This is a genomic window from Streptomyces sp. NPDC054813, from assembly GCF_053611365.1.
Window position 1 is genome coordinate 144,461 of the sequence record NZ_JBSHAF010000015.1, and the last position, 21,539, is coordinate 165,999.

Consider the following 21,539-nt stretch of genomic DNA (forward strand, 5'->3'; position numbering starts at 1 on the left):
ACTACACTCCGCCACCGTGAGTTACCACCACGCGGGTGACGTGCGGCGAGGGGCGGGGCGGTGCTGGTAGAACCCAGGGCCGGAGACACGATCTCCGGCCGGTACGTGCTGCGGGAGGCCATCGGCCGGGGCGGCATGGGTGTCGTCTGGCAGGCCTGGGACGAGCGGTTGCGGCGGCGGGTCGCGGTCAAGTGCGCGCGCCTGGACGACCCCCGGGCCACGCAGCGCCTGATGGGCGAGGCGCGCAACGCGGGGCGGCTGCACCATCCGAACATCGTGGGCGTCTTCGACTTCGTCGACGAGGGCGCCACCTGGACTCCGACGACGGGCATCCGGTGGAAATCGCCGGCACCCGCGGCTATTTCGTCGCGGACGAGGCCGAGGACGACAGCTGCACCGTACGGTCACCCCACCGGACGTACACGGACTCCGCCGACGACCACACCGTGGAGCTGTTCCAGCTGACCGTGTACGCCCCGCTGCCGGAGAAGAAGCTGTGCGGTGACGCCGAGGATCTCGCGGCGGCCGTGGTGGGGAACATCGCGAAGCGACTCCCGGGGAGCTGAGACGGGCCGCCCCCGTCCAGATCCTCGTCAGAGGAAGCTGACGCCCTGGGCCAGGGTGAGTTCGCCGGAGTAGTTGACCGTGTTGGTGGCCGCGCGCATGTAGGCCTTCCACGCGTCGGAGCCGGACTCGCGGCCGCCGCCGGTGTCCTTCTCGCCGCCGAAGGCGCCGCCGATCTCCGCTCCGGAGGTGCCGATGTTGACGTTGGCGATGCCGCAGTCGGAGCCGGCGGCGGACAGGAAGATCTCGGCCTCCCGCTGGTCCCGGGTGAAGATGCTGGACGACAGGCCCTGCGGGACGTCGTTGTGCAGGGCGATCGCCTCGTCGAGGGTGTCGTAGGTGAGGACGTAGAGGATCGGCGCGAAGGTCTCCTCCCTTACGACGTCGGTCTGTTCGTCGACCCGCACCAGGACGGGCTCGGTGTAGGCGGCCGCCGGTGCCGCCTCCGCCAGGCGCCGGTTTCCGCCGACCAGGATCTTGCCGCCCTGCGCCTGGACCCGGGCGAGGGCGTCGTGCATGGCGTCCAGGGCGGCGGTGGAGATGAGCGGGCCGACCAGCGTCGTGTCGTCGAACGGACTGCCGACGGGCAGCCTGCCGTAGACGGTTGTCAGGCGCTCGAGGAGAGTGTCGGCCAGGTCGCGGTGGACGATGAGGCGGCGCAGTGTGGTGCAGCGCTGGCCCGCCGTGCCGGCCGCGGCGAAGACGATGCTCTGGACGGCGAGGTCCAGGTCGGCCGAGGGGGCGACGATCGCGGCGTTGTTGCCGCCGAGCTCCAGCAGGCTGCGGCCGAACCGGGCGGCGACGCGCGGGCCGACCGCGCGGCCCATGCGGGTGGAGCCGGTGGCGCTGACGAGGGCCACCCGGGGGTCGTCGACGAGCCGCTCGCCGACCGTGCGGTCGCCGAGCAGGAGGCGGTGTACGTCGCGGGGCGCGCCGGTCTCCTCGGCGGCCCGGGCGAGCAGGTGGTGGCAGGCCAGGGCGGTCAGCGGGGTGAGCTCCGAGGGCTTCCAGACCACTGTGTCGCCGCAGACCAGGGCGACGGCGGTGTTCCAGGACCACACGGCGACGGGGAAGTTGAAGGCCGAGATGACGCCGACCACGCCGAGCGGGTGCCAGGTCTCGGCCAGGCGGTGGCCGGGGCGTTCGGAGGCGATCGTACGGCCGTACAGCTGCCGGGACAGGCCCACCGCGAAGTCGCAGATGTCGATCATCTCCTGGACCTCGCCGAGCGCCTCGGAACGGATCTTGCCCGCCTCGACGGTGACGAGATCGGCCAGGTCGCTCTTGTGCTCACGCAGCAACTCCCCCAGCCTGCGCACGAGTTCGCCGCGGCGCGGCGCGGGGGTGGTGCGCCAGGTGAGGAAGGCGGTACGGGCGGCCGCGAGGGCCGGCTCGATGTCGTCGCCGGTGGCGGACTTCAGCCCGAAGAGGTGCTCGCCGGTGATGGGGGTGCGGGCCGGGAAGTCGTCGCCCTCCGCGACCTGCACGCCGATGGTCCGCAGGCAGGCCCGGGCGCGGGTGCGCAGGTCGTCCGTGGTGGGCAGCGCGGTGCTGGTCATCGTGGGACCTCCAGGGGGTGAGGGGTCAGCGGAGGGTGCCGGTGAGGCCCAGGGCGCGGGCGACCTGGGCGAGGGAGCCGTTCTGCTGCTGCTCGTAGAGGGCGAAGGGGTCGAGGACCTCGCGGTCGAGGGCGCCGGAGAGCCAGTCGGCGTCGTAGGCGGTGCCCTGCTGGTCGGTGTCGCGGGTGCCCTCGCCGGTGAGGTTGGACTGGAAGATGCCGGCGGCGGAGCGGGGCAGGAAGTCCTCGTAGACGACGGGCTCGGCCAGCACCCAGCCCTGCCGGACCAGTTCACCGACGTCGGTGGGCGGACTGCCGCCGCCGTGCGGCCGCCCGTCGGCGAGCCGGTAGGTGAAGTACGCCAGGCCCCGCGCCGCGAGTTCCTCCTCACTGCCGGGCATGTGCCGCTCCCAGACGGCGCGGGCGAGGTCACCGCGCGCCGCCGCGGGGTGTACGGACGCCTGCTCGTCGACGCGGCCGAGGAGTTCGTCGTAGTGGGCCCGTCCGGCGCGGGTGAGGGCGATGCCACGGGCCTCGACCTCGCCGAAGCGCACCCGCAGGGAGCCGCTGACGACGCTGCCGTCCTCGGTGCGCATCGGGCGGGACTCGGCCAGGGCGCGGAAGGAGGTCTGGCGCAGCAGGACGTCGGGGCCCTTCCAGGCCGGCGGGCCCTGGATGGTGTCGATCATCTCGACACCGCGGGCGGTCATACGGCGGTACAGCTCGTCGATGTCCAGCACGCGCGGGGTGAGGTGGTTGATGTGGGTGCCGCGGACCCCGCCGATGTCGGCGGCGACGGCGGAGACCCGCTCCAGGGTCCGGTACCAGGCCCGGTCCACGGGTTCCCTGGACAACTCGAAGACCCGCACGGCCAGTCGGAGGAGGCGTTCGGCGTCGTCCGCCGGCAGTTCGTGCTCAGCCGCGGCGCGGTCGGCCAGGGTGAGCAGCTCCGGGGGAAAGAGCTCGCGGCCGGCCAGGAAGGTCTCCAGGCGCGCGCGCCGGTCGGGGTCGAAGAAGCGGGGGTCGGCGACGGTGAGCATGGAGGTGAACACGCGGAAGGGGTTGCGGGCGAGTTCCGCGCCGTCGACCGGCCTGAAGGCGGTGGAGACGACGGGGACGGCGCTGGCGGCGGCCTCCCGCAGGTCGTAGAAGCCGACCGGGTACATGCCGAGGGCGCCGAAAACCCGGGCGACCTGGTGCAGTTCCCGCGGGGTGCCGACGCGGATGGCGCCGTGCCGCTCGGCGGTCACCCGGCCGATGGATCCGAGGCGTTCGGCGTCGGCTCCCCGGGCCCGCAGCACGTCCTCGTTGACCTCACGCGAGACGTCCACCAGCGTCGTGTAGGCGGGCACCTCCCGGCCGTACATCTCCGACAGCCGTTCCGCGAACGCGGCCCGCAGCTGCCATTGACTGATCGTTGACATGGTTCGGCCTTCCGGGCGGGCGACGGGACGGCGATCATGTCTTCGATGGTCGCCGACCGGCCCCCTGCCGTACAGATGACAGGGCCGGGGGCGACGCGGTCGTGGCGCTGCCGGAAACCCACTGGACCGATCGCCACCTGTGATCCCTACGATGTGACCGCAAGACAACTATGCGACCGGTCCGTCGGATGCGGGCCGGTCGGGGTCGCCGATGCCAGGGTCCGCTCCCCGGGCTGCGGTGATCTTCCTACCCAGGAGGACCTTCCGCATGTTCCGACGTATTGGCACTGCCGTCGTCCGACATCCTGTCTGGACGATCGTGGCATGGCTGATCGCGGCGGTGGCGATCGTCGCCACCGCCCCGAGCCTGCCCTCGAACAGCGACGAAAGCAGTTTCCTGCCCAAGAGTTACGAGTCGATCAAAGCGGCCGATCTCCAGCAGAAGGCGTTCCCCAGCGCCTTCACGCCGTCCGCCATCGCGCTGTACCAGCGCACAGACGGCGGCAAGCTCAGCCAGGCCGATCTGAAGGACGTCGCCCGGATCACCACCGAACTGGGCGACAAGCACATCGATCAGGTACAGAAGGTGGTCCCCGGCCCGCCGTCCAAGGACGGCAGGTACACCCTGACCCTGGTGCAGATGGACAGCAAGAAGGCGGGCCAGCCCGTCCAGGCGGACGCCGCCAAGGTGTTGCGCGACGACGTCAAGCAACTGGCCAAGGGCACGGACCTGGAGGTCAAGCTCGGCGGCTCGGCCGCACAGGCCCTGGACCAGCAGGACTCGTCCAAGCGCGGTGAGGCGCTGATCGGCATCGGCACCTTCGTGATCATCCTGGTGACCCTGCTGATCATCTTCCGGGCGCCGATCCTGGCGTTCCTCCCCCTCCTGCTGATCGGCGTGGTGTCGGCGATCGCCAACGGGCTGATCGCGTACGCCACCAAGCTGTTCGGCCTGCAGGCCAACAGTTCCGTCTCGTCGATCCTGATCGTCGTGCTCTTCGGCGTGGGCACGGACTACTTCCTGTTCCTGATGTTCCGTTACCGCGAACGCCTGCGCGCGGGTGACGAACCCAAGCAGGCCATGATCAACGCGGTCGACCGGGTCGGTGAGGCCATCGCCTCGGCGGCCGGCGCGGTGATCATCGCCTTCCTCGCGCTGGTGCTGTCCACGCTGGGCTTCCTCAAGCAGATGGGCCCGGCACTGGCCATCTCGGTCTCGGTCACCCTGATCGCGGGGCTGACCCTGATCCCGGCCGTGGTCTCGCTCATCGGCCCGAAGGTGTTCTGGCCCTCGAAGTCCTGGCAGCAGGAGCCGGCCAACGCGCGTTTCGCCGCCCTGGGCCGTGGTGTGCAGCGCCGCCCAGCGCTGACCGCGGCGGTCTCCGGTCTCGTCCTGGTCGTGCTGTCGCTCGGCACGCTCGGCTACAAGGCCACGTTCGACCTGGCGTCGGGTTCCATGCCGAAGACCAAGGAGTCCATGGTCGTCCAGGACGAGATGCAGACGGCGTACTCGGCGGGTGCCGCGGCGCCCACCGACGTCTATCTCTCCAGCAGCGACGGCAAGCCGATGGACAGGTCCGCGTTCGACGCCTACGCGTCGAAGCTCGGGGCCGTGGACGGTGTCGCGAGCGCCCGGATGTCCCAGGTGAACAAGGCCGGTACGACCGCGGACTTCACCGTCACGCTCAAGTACGAGGCGTCCACGGACAAGGCGATAGACGCCGTGGGCCGGGTGCGGGACGTCGCGCACGCCGACGCCCCCGAGGGCACCGAGGCCGTCGTGGGCGGCATGTCCTCGATCTACAAGGACATCGACTCCGCGGTCAACCACGACTACCGGACGGTGTTCCCCGTCGCCGCCCTGCTGATCATGGTGATCCTGGGGCTGCTGCTGCGCAGCGTGGTCGCTCCCTGGTACCTGATCGCCTCGGTGGGGCTGGGCTTCGGTGCCACGCTCGGTGCCACGGTCTGGATCTTCCAGGAGGCGCAGAACAAGCCCGGGCTGATGTTCATGCTCCCGGTGATCATGTATCTCTTCGTGGTCGCCATCGGCACGGACTACAACATCCTCATGATCGCCCGGCTGCGCGAGGAGGCCCGTGAGGGCCGTGAGCCGCGCGAGGCGGCCGGGATGGCGCTGCGGCACGCCGGGCCGACGGTGGCCGCGGCGGGCTTCATCCTGGCGGCGACCTTCGCCACGATGATGCTGGCGGGCAACGCGCTGCTCACGGAGATGGGCTTCGCGGTCTCCTTCGGCATCGCGGTCGCCGCGTTCGTTATGGCGATGTTCTTCACGCCGAGCCTCACCGCGCTCATCGGGCACGCCGCCTGGTGGCCGGGCCACGCCGACCGGGCGGAGCCGGCAGCGGACGCCGGCTCCTCGCCCGCCGCGGACGACGAGTACCAGGCCGCGGGGCGTCGCGGCTAGCGACGTCGGGACAGTGGGGGTCTGCCGGGCCTTGTGGCCCGGCGGGCCTCCTCGAAGTGGTCCCAGTAGTTCCAGCCGGTGCACAGGATGTCGCGGTTGAAGCGGTGCAGCGGGGCTTCCAGACGGACCCCGGACAACGGCAGGGTCTCGCCGGGTGCCGCGGTACGGGCCGCCTCGAGGGCCTCCGGGCCGCCGCGGACGATGTCGTCGACGGTGCCGATCTCCGCCGGCAGCACCGTGACCGTCCGCTCGGACTCGTCCACAACGCGCCGGACCGCCGCACGCCGTCGACGGCGAGGGAGGCAAGTCTCACGTCGCCCCTTTCGCTCTGCCGGGGTTCGGGCACCCCACGACCGCCAGCGGATCGCGAGCCGACGCGTCGACTTCAAATGACGACCGTGAGAAATACGAGATATCACTTCCCCCACGAGATACCGCTTCCCCCCTCGGCGGCCCGCCCATGGCTCCTGAAGCGGCCCGCACCGTCTAACGATGCCGCGTGGAATGGCCGGGACACCGGCGCCTCCGGGCCGCCTCCGGGAGGTGCCGCCGAACCGATGAGGGCACAGCGCGCGGCGGGCCGGCCACGGGAGCCGGACCGCCGCGCCGTGCTGGCGGGTCCTACGCCGCCCAGAATCGCCCGTGGGCGGGTCCTACGCCGCAAGGGCGTGGCCTGGATGCAGGACCACCTTGGTGTAGCCCTCGATCCGCTGGTCGAACTTCTGGTACGCGCCCGGTGCGTCCTCAAGGGGCAGTTCGTGGGAGACCACGAAGCTGGGCTTGGCCCGCCCCGCGATGATCAGGTCGCGCAACTGCCGGTTGTACTGCTTGACGTTGCACTGGCCGGTGCCCATCCGCTGCCCCTTCTCGAACATCCGCCCGATGGAGACCAGCAGCTGGCCGTGCTTGGCGTGTTCGTCGGGTCCGCCCGGATCGGACGGGACGTACAAGCCCGGTATGCCGAGCATGCCGGTCGGCCGTACCGTCTCGACGAGGGTGTTGAGGACGACAGCGGGTTCCTCGTGGCTGGCGTCGGGCGACTGGGCCTGGTAGCCGACGGCGTCGACGCCCTTGTCGGTGCCCTCACCTCCGGTCTGTTCCTTGATCTGCTCGACCGGGTCGCCCTTGGAGAAGTCGATCGGTATCGCCCCGATCTCCGCGGCCTTGGCGAGCCGCTCGGGCACCCGGTCGACCGAGAACACCTTGGCGGCCCCGCGCAGCAGCGCGGAGTACGCGGCCATCAGCCCGACCGGGCCGGCTCCGAAGACGGCGACGCTCTCGCCAGGGGTCAGCTGGGCCAGCTCACAGCCGTGGTAGCCGGTCGGGAAGATGTCGGCGAGCAGCACGAAGTCGGTCTCGAACTCCTCGCCCGGCGGCAGCTTCAGACAGTTGAAGTCGGCGAACGGCACCCGTAGCAGTTCTGCCTGACCGCCCCCGTAGGGGCCCATGGCCACATAGCCGTAGGCTCCGCCTGCGAAGCCCGGATTGACCGTGAGGCAGAAGCCGGTCTTGCCGGCCAGGCAGTTCTTGCAGAATCCGCAGGCGACGTTGAACGGCATGACCACGCGGTCGCCCTTGGACAACGAGGTCACACCGGCGCCGGTCTCCTCGACTATGCCGAGGTTCTCGTGTCCGAAGACGATGCCCGACTCGGCGGCCGTACGGCCCTCGTACATGTGCAGGTCGGATCCGCAGATGGCGGTCGACGTGACGCGTACCAGCACGTCGTTCGGGTGCTGGATGCGCGGATCGTCGACGTCCCTGACCACGACGCTGAAGGGCTTCTCATACACAACGGCTTTCACCTGGTTCACCTCCGCGTGGAACGCCGGGACACGACGACGGACCGCACAGACCGAGGCTCTGGCCAGGAGAAACATGTCGAGACAGAGCCCCCGGTCCATGCCGCAACCCTAGGCGCTCGTGTTTCACCATCGGATACTTCCAGAAAACGCCGCTCACGCGGGCGCTGCAACTTCCTGGGGTGGACCGCCTGCCCGAACCGCCGGCCCCCGGCAGCCGGGCGCGCCACCACGGCGGCTCCACCGCCTCGGCCACGGGGCCCCGCCACGGCCCTCGGACGCCGCCCGCACACCACCGCGCGCCTGCGCCCCGCCGCCCCCTGACCCAGAGCGGCGCGGTGAGCAGGACGGCACCGCCGGTACCCGGCCCCCGCGCCCCGCCACCGCCGACCGGCTCGCCCGTTGATCCGCCCCGCCCCGCCCGGCGCGTCGCCCTCGACATCACCACCATCTCCGGACGTAGGCTCGCCAACAGACCTATATGACACGGGTGTTGGTCCAAGGGGGAAATTCGTGGCAGTGGCACGGACTTCGGCCGTACGACCCATTGCGGAGTTGCTCGTCGAGAACTCCCGGCGGCAGGGCGGGAAGACCGCCTTCGCCGACGACCGGCGGGCGGTGAGCTGGGCCGAACTGGAGCGCAGGACCGGCCGGTTGGCGGTCGGGCTCGGTGTCAGCCGTACGACACGGGTGGCGTTCTGCCTGGACAACAGCGTGGAACTGGTCGAGGGCCTGCTGGCCACGGTACGGGCAGGCGCGGTGGGCGCGCCGTTGAGTGCGCGCGCCACGGATGCCGAACTCGCCCAGTTGCTGGCCGACTGCGATCCGGCCGTGCTGGTCACCGACCGGCGCCACCTGCCGCGGCTCGCCCGGCTCACCGCCGACGGGCCGGTCCGGCTGCTGGTCACCGGCGAGGGCCCGCCGCCGGACGGGACCACCGCCTGGGAAGCCCTGGTCGCGGAGTCGTCGTCCGCTCCCCCTGACGACCTGGGCCTGGACGAGCCGGCCTGGCTGCTCTACACCTCGGGCACCTCAGGGGTCAGCCGGGCCGCTGTCTCCAGCCAGCGGTCCGCGCTCTGGTCCTCAGCCGCCTGCTACCTCCCCCGGCTCGGCCTGTCGGCCACGGACCGCGTCCTGTGGCCGCTGCCCCTCTCCCACACCTACGCCCACTCGCTCTGCGTCCTTGGCACCACCATGGCCGGGGCCACCGCCCGGATCACCGAGGCCCCCGAACCGGCCGCGCTGGTACGGCTGGTCGAGGAGTACGCGCCGACCGTCCTGGCCGGGGTCCCCCTCACCTACCGGCAGTTGCTGGACGCCGGGCTGGGTTCCGTGCCCTCGCTGCGGCTGTGCGTCACGGCCGGCGCGCCCAGCGACCCGGAACTGCGGGAGGAGGCCGAGGCGCGGTTCGGCGCCCCGCTGCTGGACGGCTACGGCTCCACGGAGACCTGCGGAAAGATCGCCATGGAGGGGCCTGACGGGCCGAGGACGCGGGGCAGCAGCGGGACACCGCTGCCCGGTATGGAGGTACGGGTCGTCGGGCCGCAGGACAGCACCGGCGGTGGCGGTGGCGATGGCGATGGCGGTGCCAGTAGCGACGGCAATGGCGGTGGCGACAGCGGTACCGGTAGCGACGGCAATGGCGACGGCGAGATCTGGGTGCGCGGCCCCGGGGTGATGCTCGGCTACCACAACCGGCCCGAGGAGACCGCCGCCGCCCTGCGTGACGGCTGGTACCGCACGGGTGACCTGGGCCGGCTCGACGGGCACGGCCGTCTGACCGTCACCGGGCGGGCTAACGACCGGATCGTGCGCGGCGGCGAGAACGTCGACCCGGCCGAGGTGGAGCGCGTGCTGCGCGAGCTGCCCGGCGTACGGGACGCGGCCGTGGTCGGGCGGGCCCATCCGCTGCTCGGTGAGGTTCCGGTGGCCTTCGTGGTGCCGGACCGGGCGGACCTCGACCCCGCACCGCTGCTGCGCGCCTGCGCGGCAGTGCTCTCCGCCCCCAAGGTGCCCGAAGAGGTCCTGCTCATCCCGGCCGTGCCGCGCACCTCCGGCGGCAAACCGCGCCGCGCGCTGCTGCGCCAGGCCCTCGCGGGCCGCCCGGCCGAACCGGGCCTCGCCGGACTGGCCGGCCGGAGTCCCGGCGAACGACGGGCCGCACTGACCGACCTGGTGTGCACGGAGACGGCGGCGGTCCGGGGGATCCAGGGGACGGCCGCCGAGCCCGGCACCGCCTTCGCCGACCTCGGCCTGACCTCACTGGACGCCATGACCCTGTGGCACCGGCTGGGTACCCGCACCGGGCTGCGGCTGCCGGCGACGCTGGTCTGGGACCACCCGAACCCGGCCGTCGTCGCCGCCTACCTGGACACCCGGCTGCACGGCACGGCCGGGCCCGCACCCGCGCCGGTGACGCCCCGGCGTACCCCGGAGCCGGTGGCGATCGTGGCGGTCGGCTGCCGTTACCCGGGCGGGGTGAGTTCACCCGAGGATCTCTGGCGTCTGGTGGCCGAAGGGGTCGACGCCACCACCGAGTTCCCCACCGACCGCGGCTGGGACCTGGCCTCGCTCCACCATCCCGACCCCGACCGGCCCGGGACGACGTACACCCGCCGCGGCGGATTCCTGGACGGTGTGGCGGACTTCGACCCGCTGTTCTTCGGCATGTCGCCCCGCGAGGCGCTGGCCACCGACCCCCAGCAGCGGCTGCTCCTGGAGGTCGCCTGGGAGACCTTCGAGCGCGCGGGCATCCCGGCGCCGGAGCTGCGCGGGACCGACACCGGTGTGTTCGTCGGCCTGATGCACGCCGGCGGGTACGCCACCGGGCTGTCGCCGCACGAGCTGGAGTCCCACTTCGCCGTCGGCTCGTCGGCGAGTGTGGCGTCCGGCCGCATCTCCTACGTCCTGGGGCTGCGCGGCCCGGCGCTGACCCTGGACACGGCCTGTTCGTCGTCGCTGGTCGCGCTGGACCTGGCGGCCGGATCGCTGCGGTCCGGGGAGTGCTCGCTGGCGCTGGCCGGCGGGGTGACGGTGCTGTCCAACCCGCAGCCGTTCGTCGCGTTCAGCCGACTGCGCGGGCTGTCCCCGGACGGCCGCTGCCGGTCGTTCGCGGCGGGCGCGGACGGCACCGCCTGGGCCGAGGGCGCCGGTCTGGTGCTCCTTGAGCGGCTGTCCGACGCCCGGCGCAACGGCCATCTGGTGCTGGCCGTGCTGCGCGGCTCCGCCGTCAACTCGGACGGCGCGTCGAACGGGCTGACCGCGCCCAACGGCGAGGCCCAGCGGGAGCTGATCCGGCTGGCGCTGGCCGACGCCGGGCTGGGGCCGGCCGACGTCGACGCGGTCGAGGGGCACGGGACGGGAACCGCGCTCGGCGACCCCGTCGAGGCGGGTGCCCTGCTGGCGGCCTACGGACAGCATCGTGACCGGTCCGACCCGGTGTGGCTGGGGTCGGTGAAGTCGAACCTCGGACACACCCAGGCCGCGGCGGGGGTGGCGGGCCTGATCAAGATGATCGAGGCGATGCGCCATGACGAGCTGCCCGCCTCGCTGTACGCGGACCGGCCGTCGCCGCACGTCGACTGGTCCGCGGGCACGGTTCGGCTGCTCGACCGGGCCCGGCCCTGGCCGCCCCGCGACCGCCCGCGCCGCGCCGCGGTCTCGTCCTTCGGCATCGGCGGCACGAACGCCCACGTGATCATCGAGGAACCGGCGTCCGAGGACAAGGCCGGCTCGACCGCGCCGACACCACGCCGGCAACTCCCGGACACCCCCCGGCTCGTAAGCGGCGGCGCCCAAGCCGGACCACCGGCCCCCACCACCACACCACCGACCACGCCAACCGCCGTGCCGGACAACACCAGGACCGCGCCGCGGCTGCCGGTCACCCCCTGGCTCGTGGGCGGTGGTGACGAGGCTGGGCTGCGTGCGCACGCCGCCGTGCTGGCGATCGCGCTGACCGACGTACAGGACCGGGCCGGTGCCCTGGACGCCGCGTACTCGCTGGCCACGAGCCGGGCGCCGTTGACCCACCGGGCGGCCGTCCTGGCGAAGGATGCCGAGGGCCTGCGCGCGGGCCTGCGCGACCTGGCGGCCGGTGTCGACGGTCCCGCCCTGCCGCGGGGCATCACCCATCCGCGTCCGGCCGGTGTCGACGGTCCCGCCCTGCTGCGGGGCGTCGCGCACCCGCGTCCGAAGGTGGCGCTCCTGTGCCCCGGCCAGGGCACCCAGCGCCCGGGGATGGGTCGTGAACTGCGTGCGGCGTTCCCGGTCTTCGACGCCGCCTTCACGGCTCTGTGCGAGGAGTTCACCCCCTGGCTCGGCCGCCCCCTGCTGGAGGCACTCGACGAACCGGGCCTGCTCGACCGTACCGACTACGCGCAACCCGCCCTCTTCGCCTACGCGGTGGCCCTGCACGCCCTGCTCGCCGACTTCGGGGTGCGCCCGGACCGGCTGGCCGGGCATTCGATCGGTGAGCTGGCCGCCGCCCATCTGGCCGGGGTGTTCTCCCGTGCCGATGCGGTTCGACTGGTAGCCGCGCGCGGCCGGTTGATGGCGGCCCTGCCCTCCGGCGGCGCGATGATCACCGTCCGGGCGCCCCTGGCCGAGGTGACGCGCCTCCTGGACGGGACGCCCGGCGGAGCCGTCACGGTCGCCGCGGTCAACGGGCCGGAGGCGGTCGTGCTCTCCGGGCCCGAGGACGCGGTGACGGCGCTGGCGACGGCCCTCGCAAGGCCGTACCGCCGGCTGCGGGTGAGCCATGCCTTCCACTCGCCGCTGCTGGACCCGATGCTGGCCGAGTACCGTGCCGTCGCCGAGTCGGTCACCTACCACCGGCCGTCGCTGCCGGTGGTGTCCACGCTGACCGGCCGTACCGAGTCGGACGCGCTCGCCACCGCCGACCACTGGGTACGCCAGGCGCGTGAGACGGTCCGGTTCGCCGCCGCGGTGGACCGGCTCGCGGAGGCGGGTGTCACGGCCTTCGTCGAGGCCGGCCCGGCCCCCTCGCTCGGCCTGGCGGCCGAGGAGTGCCTCGGGCCGGACGCCGGTGCGGTGTTCGCGTCGTGCGGGGACGCGGGGGCGACGGTCGAGGCGCTCGCCGCGCTGCATGTGCACGGAGTGCCGGTGGACTGGCGGTCGGTGTACGCGGACACCGGTGCCCGTCGGCGTCCGCTGCCCACCTACCCCTTCCAACGGCAGCGTTACTGGCTGAACGCCGCCCCGCGTCAGGGCCGTTCCGGTCACCCGCTGCTGGGCGAGCCGCTGCCCGATGCCGACGGACCCGGCGTCCGGCACACCGCCCTGCTGTCGCTCGCTCGTCATCCCTGGCTTGCCGACCATGTGATCGGCGACCGGGTGGTGGTGCCCGCGACCGTCTTCGCCGAACTCGCCGCCCGGGCGGGCGGCTCCCCCGGCCCCGCCCGGCTGGCCGAACTCGTCCTCCACGAACCGCTCGTACTCTCCGCTGAGCAAGGAGCGCAGGTGCAGGTGGTGGCCGGGAAAACGGACGAGACGGGCGGGCGTCCGGTCACCGTCTGGGCGCGCCCGGACCGGTCGCCGGAGCCGTGGACCCGGCACGCCACCGCGACGACCGTGCCCGCGGAGGCACCGCCCGGCGGCACGCCCGGACCGTGGCCGCCGGAGGGCGCACAGCCGCTCACCGTCGACTACGGACGTCTCGCCGCCCACGGGCATGGTTACGGACCCGCCTTCCGCGGGGTGACCGCGCTGTGGCGCCGGGGCGACGAGGTCTTCGCCGAGCTGTCGCTGCCGCCCGGGGAAGCGGCGACCGCGGGTTCGTACGCCCTGCACCCGGCCTTGTTCGACGCGGCGCTGCACGCCGCGCTGCTGGCCGAGGGCCCGGGTGAGCCGAGGGCGCCGCTCTCCTGTTCCGGTGTGGCGGTGTACACGCCCGGTGCCTCCGCCGCGCGGGCGGTCGTACGACGGCTCGGCCCGGACGAGTTCCGTGTCACCCTCACCGACGGGACCGGGCTGCCCCTCGCCGCCGTGGAGTCGGTGGTCACCCGGGCGATCCCGACGCGGCCGCCCGTACGGACCTACCGCCTCGGCTGGCGGCCGGTACCGCCGGACGGTGCGGGGAGCACGGAGCACGAGATGCTGGACGTGGCACGGCTGGCCGCCACGCTGCCCGCGGACGCGACCGTTCCCGACCGGGTGCGCGGGCTGGTCACCGCTGTGCTGGGGCGGGTGCGTGAGTGGACCGCCGACGTGCGGCCGGGCCGTCTGCTGGTGCTCACCCGCAACGCCACCGGCGACGACCCCGACCTCGCCGAGGCGGCCGTCGCCGGACTGGTGCGCAGCGCCCGGTCCGAGCATCCCGGCCGGATCGTCCTGGTCGACCGGCGGGGTGCCGCGGTCACGGCGGCGGCGCTGGAGGCGGCGCTGCGGTCCGGCGAGCCGGAACTGGCCGTGCGCGACGGTGTCGCGCTGGCGCCCCGGCTGGCCCTCGCCGATCCGCCGGCCGCCGGGCCGGCCGAACTGGATCCCGAGGGGACCGTGCTCGTCACCGGAGGCACCGGCGCGCTGGGAGCGAGTCTGGCCCGGTATCTGGTCGCCGAACGTGGGGTTCGCCATCTGCTGCTGGTCAACCGCAGCGGAAAGGTGCCCGACTGGGCGGGCGAACTGGCCGCCGAGGTGCGGGTGGTGGCGTGCGAGGTGAGCGACCGCGCTGCCGTGGACGCCCTGGTCGCGTCCTGCCGGCCGGCACTCGCCGCGGTCTTCCACCTGGCCGGGGTGGTGGACGACGGCGTGGTGGACACCATGACGCCGGAGCGGCTCGCGGCGGTCCTCGCACCGAAGGTGGCCGGCGCCTGGCATCTGCACGAGGCGACACGGGGCCTCGGTCTGTCCGCCTTCGTGCTCTACTCCTCCGCCGCGGGTGTCCTCGGCCGGCCGGGACAGTCCAACTACGCGGCAGCGAACGGGTTCCTGGACGCGCTGGCCCGGCACCGGACGGCCCATGGCCTGCCCGCGCGGTCGCTGGCCTGGGGACCGTGGGCCACGGACGACGCGGAGGGGATGGCGGGCCGGGTCGCGCCCGACCGCCTCCGTGAAGGCGGCGTCCTGCCGGTCGGCGAGGCGGAAGGCCTGGCTCTTCTCGACTCGGCGCTGCGGATTCCGGAACCGGTGCTGGTGCCGGTGCCGCTGGATCTCCGGACCGCCGCCGGCCCGGACGCGGCAGCCGTACTCGCCGACCTGGTGCCGCGCACCCCGGCCACGGCCGTCGCCCCACCCCCCGAAGCCCCGGGGCAGGCGCCCGGTGCCTGGCGCGAGCGGCTGGACGCCGCGCCGCCGCCCGAACGACCGTCCCTGTTGGCCGAGTTGATCCGCGCCGAGATCGCCGCGGTCCTGGGCTTCGCGCACCCGTCGGCCCTCCCCGTCGACCGCGGCTTCACGGAGCTCGGCTTCGACTCCCTGTCCGCGGTGCAGATCCGCAACAGGCTCAGCGCGTTCACGCAGGTACGGCTGTCCCCGACCGTCGTACTGGAGCACCCCGCGCTGCCCGAGCTGACCGCACACGTCCTTACGGCTCTGGACGACGCGGAGGTGCTGCCGGCAACAGGACCGGAGCATGCGGCCGGCCCGCCGGAGACCGAGGCCGCGTCTGCGGCGCAAGTCCCGCGCTCCCCTTACGGGTTCAGCCCCCTGTACCACCGTGTCCTGCGCGATCACGGACCACGGGAGGCGATGAGGCTGCGCTTCTTCGCGTCGTACGCCCTGCCGGTCTTCCCGGACGGGGACCGCGCCCGCCACTCGGTCCCGCCGCTCCGGCTCGCCCACGGTGACGGCACCCCGCTGGCGTACCTGCCCGACTACATGGCCCCGCACCTGCGGCGACCCACCGCACTGGCGCAGCGGTCGACGGTGAGCGGGATCTGTATCTGCTGGAGCATCCCGGGTTCGGCACCCGCCGGGCCGTTCCGGACAGTGTGGCCACGCTGGTGCGGGCGCACGCCGACACCGTGCGCTCGCTCCCGGTCGGGACACCGCCCGTCCTTGTCGGCTACTGCGCGGGCGGGGCGATCGCCCATGCCGTGGCCCGGCGACTGGCACAGGAGGGGCAGCAGCCGGCCGGGGTGATCCTGATCGACTCGCATGCCGGAGTGCTGCGCCGTGAAGACGCGCGCGGGCAGGCCCTGATGGCCGCGGGCGCCGCGCTCTCCGCCGATGTCGTCGACGGGCTGGACGACTCGCTGCTGCTCGCCGGGGGCGGGTACGCACGGGTGCTGGAGGACTGGTGGCCCCGGCCGTCGCCGGTTCCGGCCCTGTTGCTGCGCGGCCGGCCCACGGCCGAGATGCTGCGCAGCGCACCCGACGGGGACTGGCGGCCGCACTGGCCGCTGCCGCACGACAGCGTGGACGTCCCCGGCGACCACTTCTCGGTACTCCACCAGGACGTCGACGGCACGGCCGCGGCGATCCGCGCCTGGCTGCCCCGCTGACCGCGTAGGACCCTCACGAGGAGAAACCCCGGACGACTTCGGACTACGACCTGATCGTCGGCGGCGGGCCGCTGGACGTCCCGGCCGTGCCGCCGTCCGCCCAGGAAAGGCTCGGGGTCGCCGAGGACGGCTTGTGCCGGCTCCCGGTGTCTAGGGTGTGAGCCATGGACGCCAGTACAACACCCCGTGCTCCGGCCGCCGTTGACCCGGCGGAGCTGCTCGCCGACCCGTACGCCGTGTACGCCCGGCTCCGGGAGGCCGGTCCCGTGCACCGGTTTGCCGGAACCGACGGGCTGCCGGCCTGGCTGGTGACACGGTACGAGGACGTGCGACAGGCCCTCGCCGACCCGCGGCTCTCGCTCGACAAGGCCCACGCGAAACCCGGCGGCTACCGGGGGCTCGCGCTGCCGCCCGCACTCGACGCCAACCTGCTGAACATGGACCCGCCGGACCACACCCGGGTGCGGCGCCTGGTGTCCCAGGCCTTCACCCCGCGTCGCATCGCCTTGCTGCGCGAACCCGTCCGGCGGACCGCCGACAGGCTGCTCGACGCCGTCGAACCGCTCGGCCGTACCGACCTGATCGCCGGCTACGCCGCCCCGCTGCCCATCGCCGTGATCTGCGAACTGCTGGGCGTGGCCGAGGAGGACCGGCCGGACTTCCGGTCCTGGACCGACGCGCTCGTCATCCCGGACCCCGCGCGGCCCGAGCGGGCGAAGGAGGCGGTGAAGGCGCTCCTCGCCTTCTTCGCCCGGCTGCTCGCCCGCAAACGCGCCGAGCCCGCCGACGACCTGCTCTCCGCGATGATCGCCGTACGGGACGAGGAAGACCGGCTCAGCGAGGACGAGTTGATGTCCCTCACCTTCCTCATCCTGTTCGCCGGGTACGAGAACACCGTCCACCTCATCGGCAACGCCACCCTCGCCCTGCTCCTCAACCCCTCCCAACTGGCCGCCCTGCGCGAAGATCCGGCCCGGATCGGCGCGGCCGTCGAGGAACTGGCCCGCTATGACGGACCCGCCCCGCTCGCCATCCGCCGCTTCCCCACCGAGGACGTCACCATCGGCGGGGTCACGGTCCCGGCGGGCGAGACCGTGCTGCTGTCCCTGGCGGCGGCCCACCGCGACCCGCGCCGCTTCCCCGAGCCGGACCGGCTCGACGTCGGCCGCGACGCCACCGGCCATCTCGCCCTCGGTCACGGCATCCACTACTGCCTCGGCGCACCGCTCGCCCGCCTGGAGACCGAGGTCGCCCTGGCCGCGCTGCTGGAACGCCTCCCCGGTCTCGAACTCGACGTCCCCGCCGACGCACTGCGCTGGCGCCCCTCGATGCGCACCCGCGGCCTGCTCGGCCTACCCGTGCGGTACTGAGCGGGTCCGGCGGGAGAAGGGGCGCACCTCCGGGAAGCGGTCCGGCAGGGCTTCGCCGGTACGGCCGCGCAGTCGGCGGTCGAAGAAGGCGGCGAGACAGGCCCGTTCGGCGGTGATCGCGCGCCCCGGGGCGATGGTGCCGATGTTCTGGACGACCGTCTCGCGGGGCAGGCCGAGCTGACGGGCGATCTGCGGGATCATCGCCTCCGCGTCGGTGTACGTCGCGTGTTCGGCGCCGCGCAGGGTCAGGCCTTCGCCCCGGCCCCGGCTGTGCCGCCACAGGGCGTTCCAGGAGGGCACCGTGCTCAGGTCGTTGCCGTCCTTGCCGACCAGCAGGAACGGACGGTCGAGGCCCTCTGCGGCGACAGCTGAGAGGTAGCCGGAGTCGCTGTCCTCCTGGACGTACGCGAGGACGCCGTCGAAGTCGGCCGCCGCGGCGATACGCCGGTCGTCGTGCATCGCCTGCAACGCGGTGAAGCCGCCGGCCGAGTGGCCGAACATGCCGAGACGGTCCCAGTCCGGAAGGCCGCGCAGTTCCCCGGGCAGCGCACCGGGCAGGGCGTCGAGGAGGAAGCGGGTGTCGGCCACCCGTACGGCCATCGTCTTCCTGAGCAGCGCCCTGATGCGCCCCGGGTCCGGGTACGCCTTGTCGAACTCGGCGGGCAGCACGGTGCGTTCGACCCGGCCATCGGGGAACTGGACGGCCGAGGCGTCGTAGGTGTGGTCGAGTGTCACCACGACATAGCCCCGGGAGGCGAGGTCGTCGCAGAGGGTGGTGCCGAGGGAACGCGGGTCGCCGGCGCCGGGCGAGTAGCAGACGACCGGGTACGGGCCCCGGTCCCGGTCGGCCGGGGCCCCCTCGTACGCGTGGGTGCGGGTGGCCGCCCAGTCGACCTTGTCGCCGGGCACATGGGTGAGGTTGTTGACGGCGGCGAAGCCGGCGGCCTCCCCCGGCAGCATCTGCGGCGCCCTGGGGTGTCCGCCGACGGCCCGCGCCGGGTAGCGGACACCGATCATCAGCTCCCGGTACGGCTGGTCCGTCATCCAGGGATCGGCACGTGAGGTGTCGACGAGGCGCAGGGAGACCGTGCCCACCGGGTGCGGTCCGCTGGGCGCGGGCAGTTTCAGCCGTACCGGCACGGCCTTGCGTGGCGTCGCCGCCGACGCCGTGCCCGTGGTGACGGCGGACAGGGTGGCGGCGGCGACGGCCGACAGGACAGCGGCGCGGCGAGTGAGCACGGCAGGGCCTCCTTGGCTGCGGGGGTTCGGCGACTCCTCTCAGCTTTGTGGACCGGACCGGCCGGGACCATCCGGCCTACCGGTCGCCGCACCGGGGGGTTGGCCATACCCCGGGCCGGGGGCGCACGGCCGTCCCGGCGCCGGGACGGCCGTGTCAGGAAGGCGGTCAGGAAGCGGTGAGGCGCAGGTAGTCGAGGTTGAAGCCGCCGGTCTCGCAGTAGACGGTGACCGTCTGTTCCCCGGCCCGGAGGGCGACGGGTACGTGCACCGACTGGTAGCTCGCCCAGCCGCCCGTGGACGGCACGGACGCCGTCGCCAGGGTCGTGCCGCTGTCGTCGCGGAGGGACACGGCGTTCGCCGCGGTGGCGGCCGTGCCGTTGGCGACGCGCAGTTCGAGATCGTACGAGCCGGTCTGCGGCACCTCGACGCGGTAGGTCAGCCAGTTGCCGGCGGCGGTCCAGCCCACGTTCCTGCCGCCGCTGGCTGCCGGGTTGCTCTCGATGAAGTTGCTGCCGTCGGCGGGCCAGCCGTGCTGGTCCGTGTACCCCTCGGCCTCGATCCGCTCGCCCACGGGTGCCGCGTGCGGGCGGACGGTCAGGTGGAGGGTCACCTGGTCGTGGGCCCGGCCGTCGGTGGCGTAGAAGGTCAGGTCCTGCTCGCCGGTGGCCGTCGGACGGATGGTGACCAGGCCGGTCGCCGGGTCGAGGGTGACGCCGTCGGGCAGTTCGGTCGCGTAGTAGGAGAGCCGGTCGCCGTCCCGGTCGGTGGCCTTCAACCGCACCTGGGTGGTGCCGTACTGGTCGGCGACGACGTCGGCAGCCGGCGCGAGGACCGGGGCGTGGTTGCGGGAGCCCGTGGCGGCCTTGCCCTGCCACCGGTAGGTGGCGAAGGAGCCCGCCGGCACCGTCACGACGAACGTCTGGTCGCCGACGACCATCCGGACCCTGCGGTCGGATCCGGCGCCGTTGCCGAGGACGGCCACGTAGCCGCCGTCGCGGGTCCGGTAGACGACATTGCTGACGCCGTCCGCCGCGGCGCTGGACTCCAGGCGTACGTCACCGGGTGAGAGGTACTTCGCGAACTGGCCCAGCTGATAGAGCTCGTCGCGGACCCTGAACTCCTTGGTGCCGGTGTTCACCGTGACCAGCCGGTCGGGCCACTTGGTGGTGGCCGCGACCTCGTCCCAGTCGATGTTGTTGTCCCGCGACGGCGTCCAGTGCAGGGTGCCGCCGTCCTGGTCGGTGGTCTGGGCCCACAGGATGTAGGAGCCGGCGTCGAGGCGGAAGTCGTCGAGGACGGTCGAGGGCGACAGGTCGCTGGTCTCCGTGAGCTGGACCGGCTTCCCGGTCTGCTCGTAGGCGTCGCGCATGACGGTCGGGTCGCCCCAGTAGGGGTGGAAGGCGATGGCGTCCGCCGCCTTGCGGACCTGGGCGCCGGTCACCGAGCCGTCCGGGGCGTCCTCGAAGATGCGGTAGTAGTTCTTCGTCGCCGTGCTGTTGGGGTCGTGCCAGTCCCAGAAGTTGAAGTCGTGCACGTAGAGCTGGGTGCCCAGGTGGGCCGCACGGACCTCACGCTTGATCGCCAGAGCCAGCTTCTGCTGCTGTGCGACGCTGATGTCCATGGCCGGGTAGACGACGTCCATGCCCGGCTCGTTCAGCAGCGTCAGCGCGTCCACGCGGATGCCCTGTCGGGCGTACGCCTGCACGAACTTGACGTAGTACCGGGCGAACACCTCGATGCAGTCGTCCCGCAACTTGCCGACCTGGTAGTAGTCCGTGCTGCTCCCGGGTTTGAGGGCGACCTCGCCGAGGAACCGGTTGTTCGTCTTCATCCAGGCCGGCGCGCTCCACGCCGACGCGAAGAACGTGGCGTGGGGGTTGTAGCGCTGGATGAGCTTGATGGTGTCGATGATGTGCAGGTCGAGGTCCCGCCGGATGGAGAAGTGCTTCAGGCCGAAGTCCTCGGCGACTCCGGCGGGCAGGTCGTCCTCCGACCAGAACGGCAGGTGCTCGATGAGATCGGGGCTGCCGATCGTCAGCCGGAACCGGTCGAGTCCCGCGCCGTGCTCGGGGTCGACAAGGAGCCGGATGGCTTTGGCGCGTTCGCCGGGGCTGAGCTTCCACAGGTTGGACACGCTCGTCTCGTCCAGGGAGAAGCCGATGCCGGTGTACTGCTGCCGGAGGGCGCTGGGGTCGGCGACCACGGTGGCATCGACGGGGCCGTGGGTGTCCGTGCCCGTCCTGACGATCGGCAGGGGGCGCCAGGTCTGGGCGCCGCCGGTGGAGTAGGTACCGGTCACGACCTGGCCGTGCCCGGTGGGCCCGCTCGCGGGCCGGTCGGCCTGCGCGGTCGGGCCCGCGCCGATGAGTGGCAGTGTCATTGCAGCCACGGCCGCGATCGTGGTGAGCGTACGTCTCACAGCTGCTCCTGGGCTCTGGTGGGTCGGGGGTGGTGCCGTGCCGAACCGGAGGCGCGTGACCGCTGCGTCGTCAGCGGCCCACAGGGAGCGCCGACTTGAGATCCAAGCAATGTCCCCGATGTTAAGTCAAGGCGTGAAGAAAGGGTTTCGCGGTGGGTGGTGCCGGGGGCCCGCCGGGGGGTGGGGGAACGGCGGGGCGGGGCCGGCGCCGGCGGCCCACGGCGCGAGCGCGGCGGGCCGCGCACCAAGCTCGGCGGCGCAATCGAGCGCGCG

Annotated in this window: 11 protein-coding genes and 1 pseudogene; 5 read left to right on the top strand and 7 right to left on the bottom strand. The window is 73.0% G+C overall.

Going from position 1 to position 21,539, the window contains the following annotated elements; genetic code table 11:
- The first annotated feature begins 335 nt into the window (after positions 1 to 335).
- Positions 336 to 566 carry a hypothetical protein gene (locus ACWGJB_RS28845; protein ID WP_453382982.1) on the top strand — a complete coding sequence of 77 codons (231 nt, stop codon included), beginning with the start codon at positions 336 to 338 and terminating at the stop codon, positions 564 to 566.
- A 27-nt stretch (positions 567 to 593) separates the two neighbouring features.
- On the opposite strand, the gene amaB is transcribed toward ACWGJB_RS28845, so the two are convergent.
- Positions 594 to 2,123: an L-piperidine-6-carboxylate dehydrogenase gene (gene amaB, locus ACWGJB_RS28850; RefSeq protein WP_453382983.1), complete on the bottom strand. Its 1,530-nt coding sequence runs from the start codon at positions 2,121 to 2,123 to the stop codon at positions 594 to 596.
- A 25-nt stretch (positions 2,124 to 2,148) separates the two neighbouring features.
- Positions 2,149 to 3,546: a 2-oxoadipate dioxygenase/decarboxylase gene (gene hglS / locus ACWGJB_RS28855; protein WP_453382984.1), complete on the bottom strand. Its 1,398-nt coding sequence runs from the start codon at positions 3,544 to 3,546 to the stop codon at positions 2,149 to 2,151.
- Positions 3,547 to 3,814: 268 nt separating this feature from the next.
- Here hglS and ACWGJB_RS28860 point away from each other — a divergent pair, with 268 nt between their 5' ends.
- Positions 3,815 to 5,974, top strand: a complete 2,160-nt coding sequence (locus ACWGJB_RS28860; RefSeq protein ID WP_453382985.1) for an MMPL family transporter — start codon at positions 3,815 to 3,817, stop codon at positions 5,972 to 5,974.
- Here ACWGJB_RS28860 and ACWGJB_RS28865 read toward each other — a convergent pair.
- Positions 5,971 to 6,237 (bottom strand): hypothetical protein, encoded by a 267-nt coding sequence (locus tag ACWGJB_RS28865; RefSeq protein ID WP_453382986.1) that lies wholly within the window; start codon positions 6,235 to 6,237, stop codon positions 5,971 to 5,973. The genes ACWGJB_RS28860 and ACWGJB_RS28865 overlap by 4 nt on opposite strands.
- A gap of 390 nt (positions 6,238 to 6,627) precedes the next feature.
- The gene (locus ACWGJB_RS28870) at positions 6,628 to 7,779 is read right to left on the bottom strand and encodes a glutathione-independent formaldehyde dehydrogenase (protein WP_453382987.1); all 1,152 of its coding nucleotides are present in this window, start codon (positions 7,777 to 7,779) and stop codon (positions 6,628 to 6,630) included.
- 516 nt (positions 7,780 to 8,295) lie between these two features.
- Here ACWGJB_RS28870 and ACWGJB_RS28875 point away from each other — a divergent pair.
- Both ACWGJB_RS28875 and ACWGJB_RS28880 read left to right on the top strand, forming a co-directional pair.
- Positions 8,296 to 15,306: pseudogene (locus tag ACWGJB_RS28875) on the top strand (SDR family NAD(P)-dependent oxidoreductase); the annotation flags it as partial.
- A gap of 419 nt (positions 15,307 to 15,725) precedes the next feature.
- Positions 15,726 to 16,238, top strand: coding sequence for a thioesterase domain-containing protein (locus ACWGJB_RS28880; protein WP_453382988.1), 513 nt, complete (start codon positions 15,726 to 15,728; stop codon positions 16,236 to 16,238).
- Between the two features lie 43 nt (positions 16,239 to 16,281).
- Here ACWGJB_RS28880 and ACWGJB_RS28885 read toward each other — a convergent pair whose 3' ends face one another.
- Positions 16,282 to 16,404 carry a hypothetical protein gene (locus tag ACWGJB_RS28885; RefSeq protein WP_453382989.1) on the bottom strand — a complete coding sequence of 41 codons (123 nt, stop codon included), beginning with the start codon at positions 16,402 to 16,404 and terminating at the stop codon, positions 16,282 to 16,284.
- Here ACWGJB_RS28885 and ACWGJB_RS28890 point away from each other — a divergent pair.
- Entirely contained in the window at positions 16,403 to 17,608 is a 1,206-nt protein-coding gene (locus ACWGJB_RS28890) for a cytochrome P450 family protein (protein WP_453382990.1), read from the top strand. The genes ACWGJB_RS28885 and ACWGJB_RS28890 overlap by 2 nt on opposite strands.
- Here ACWGJB_RS28890 and ACWGJB_RS28895 read toward each other — a convergent pair.
- Complete coding sequence (locus ACWGJB_RS28895; RefSeq protein WP_453382991.1) at positions 17,591 to 18,847, bottom strand: alpha/beta hydrolase family protein; 1,257 nt, start codon at positions 18,845 to 18,847, stop codon at positions 17,591 to 17,593. The two genes, ACWGJB_RS28890 and ACWGJB_RS28895, sit on opposite strands and share 18 nt — an antisense overlap.
- A 166-nt stretch (positions 18,848 to 19,013) precedes the next feature.
- Complete coding sequence (locus tag ACWGJB_RS28900; protein WP_453382992.1) at positions 19,014 to 21,266, bottom strand: carbohydrate-binding protein; 2,253 nt, start codon at positions 21,264 to 21,266, stop codon at positions 19,014 to 19,016.
- Between the last annotated feature and the right edge of the window lie 273 nt (positions 21,267 to 21,539).

Bases quoted from the DNA above. Each gene is read 5' to 3' on its own strand.
- ACWGJB_RS28890 (WP_453382990.1), top strand. From the start codon at position 16,403: ATGGACGCCAGTACAACACCCCGTGCTCCGGCCGCCGTTGACCCGGCG.
- ACWGJB_RS28885 (WP_453382989.1), bottom strand. From the start codon at position 16,404: ATGGCTCACACCCTAGACACCGGGAGCCGGCACAAGCCGTCCTCGGCG.
- hglS (WP_453382984.1), bottom strand. From the start codon at position 3,546: ATGTCAACGATCAGTCAATGGCAGCTGCGGGCCGCGTTCGCGGAACGG.
- amaB (WP_453382983.1), bottom strand. From the start codon at position 2,123: ATGACCAGCACCGCGCTGCCCACCACGGACGACCTGCGCACCCGCGCC.
- ACWGJB_RS28860 (WP_453382985.1), top strand. From the start codon at position 3,815: ATGTTCCGACGTATTGGCACTGCCGTCGTCCGACATCCTGTCTGGACG.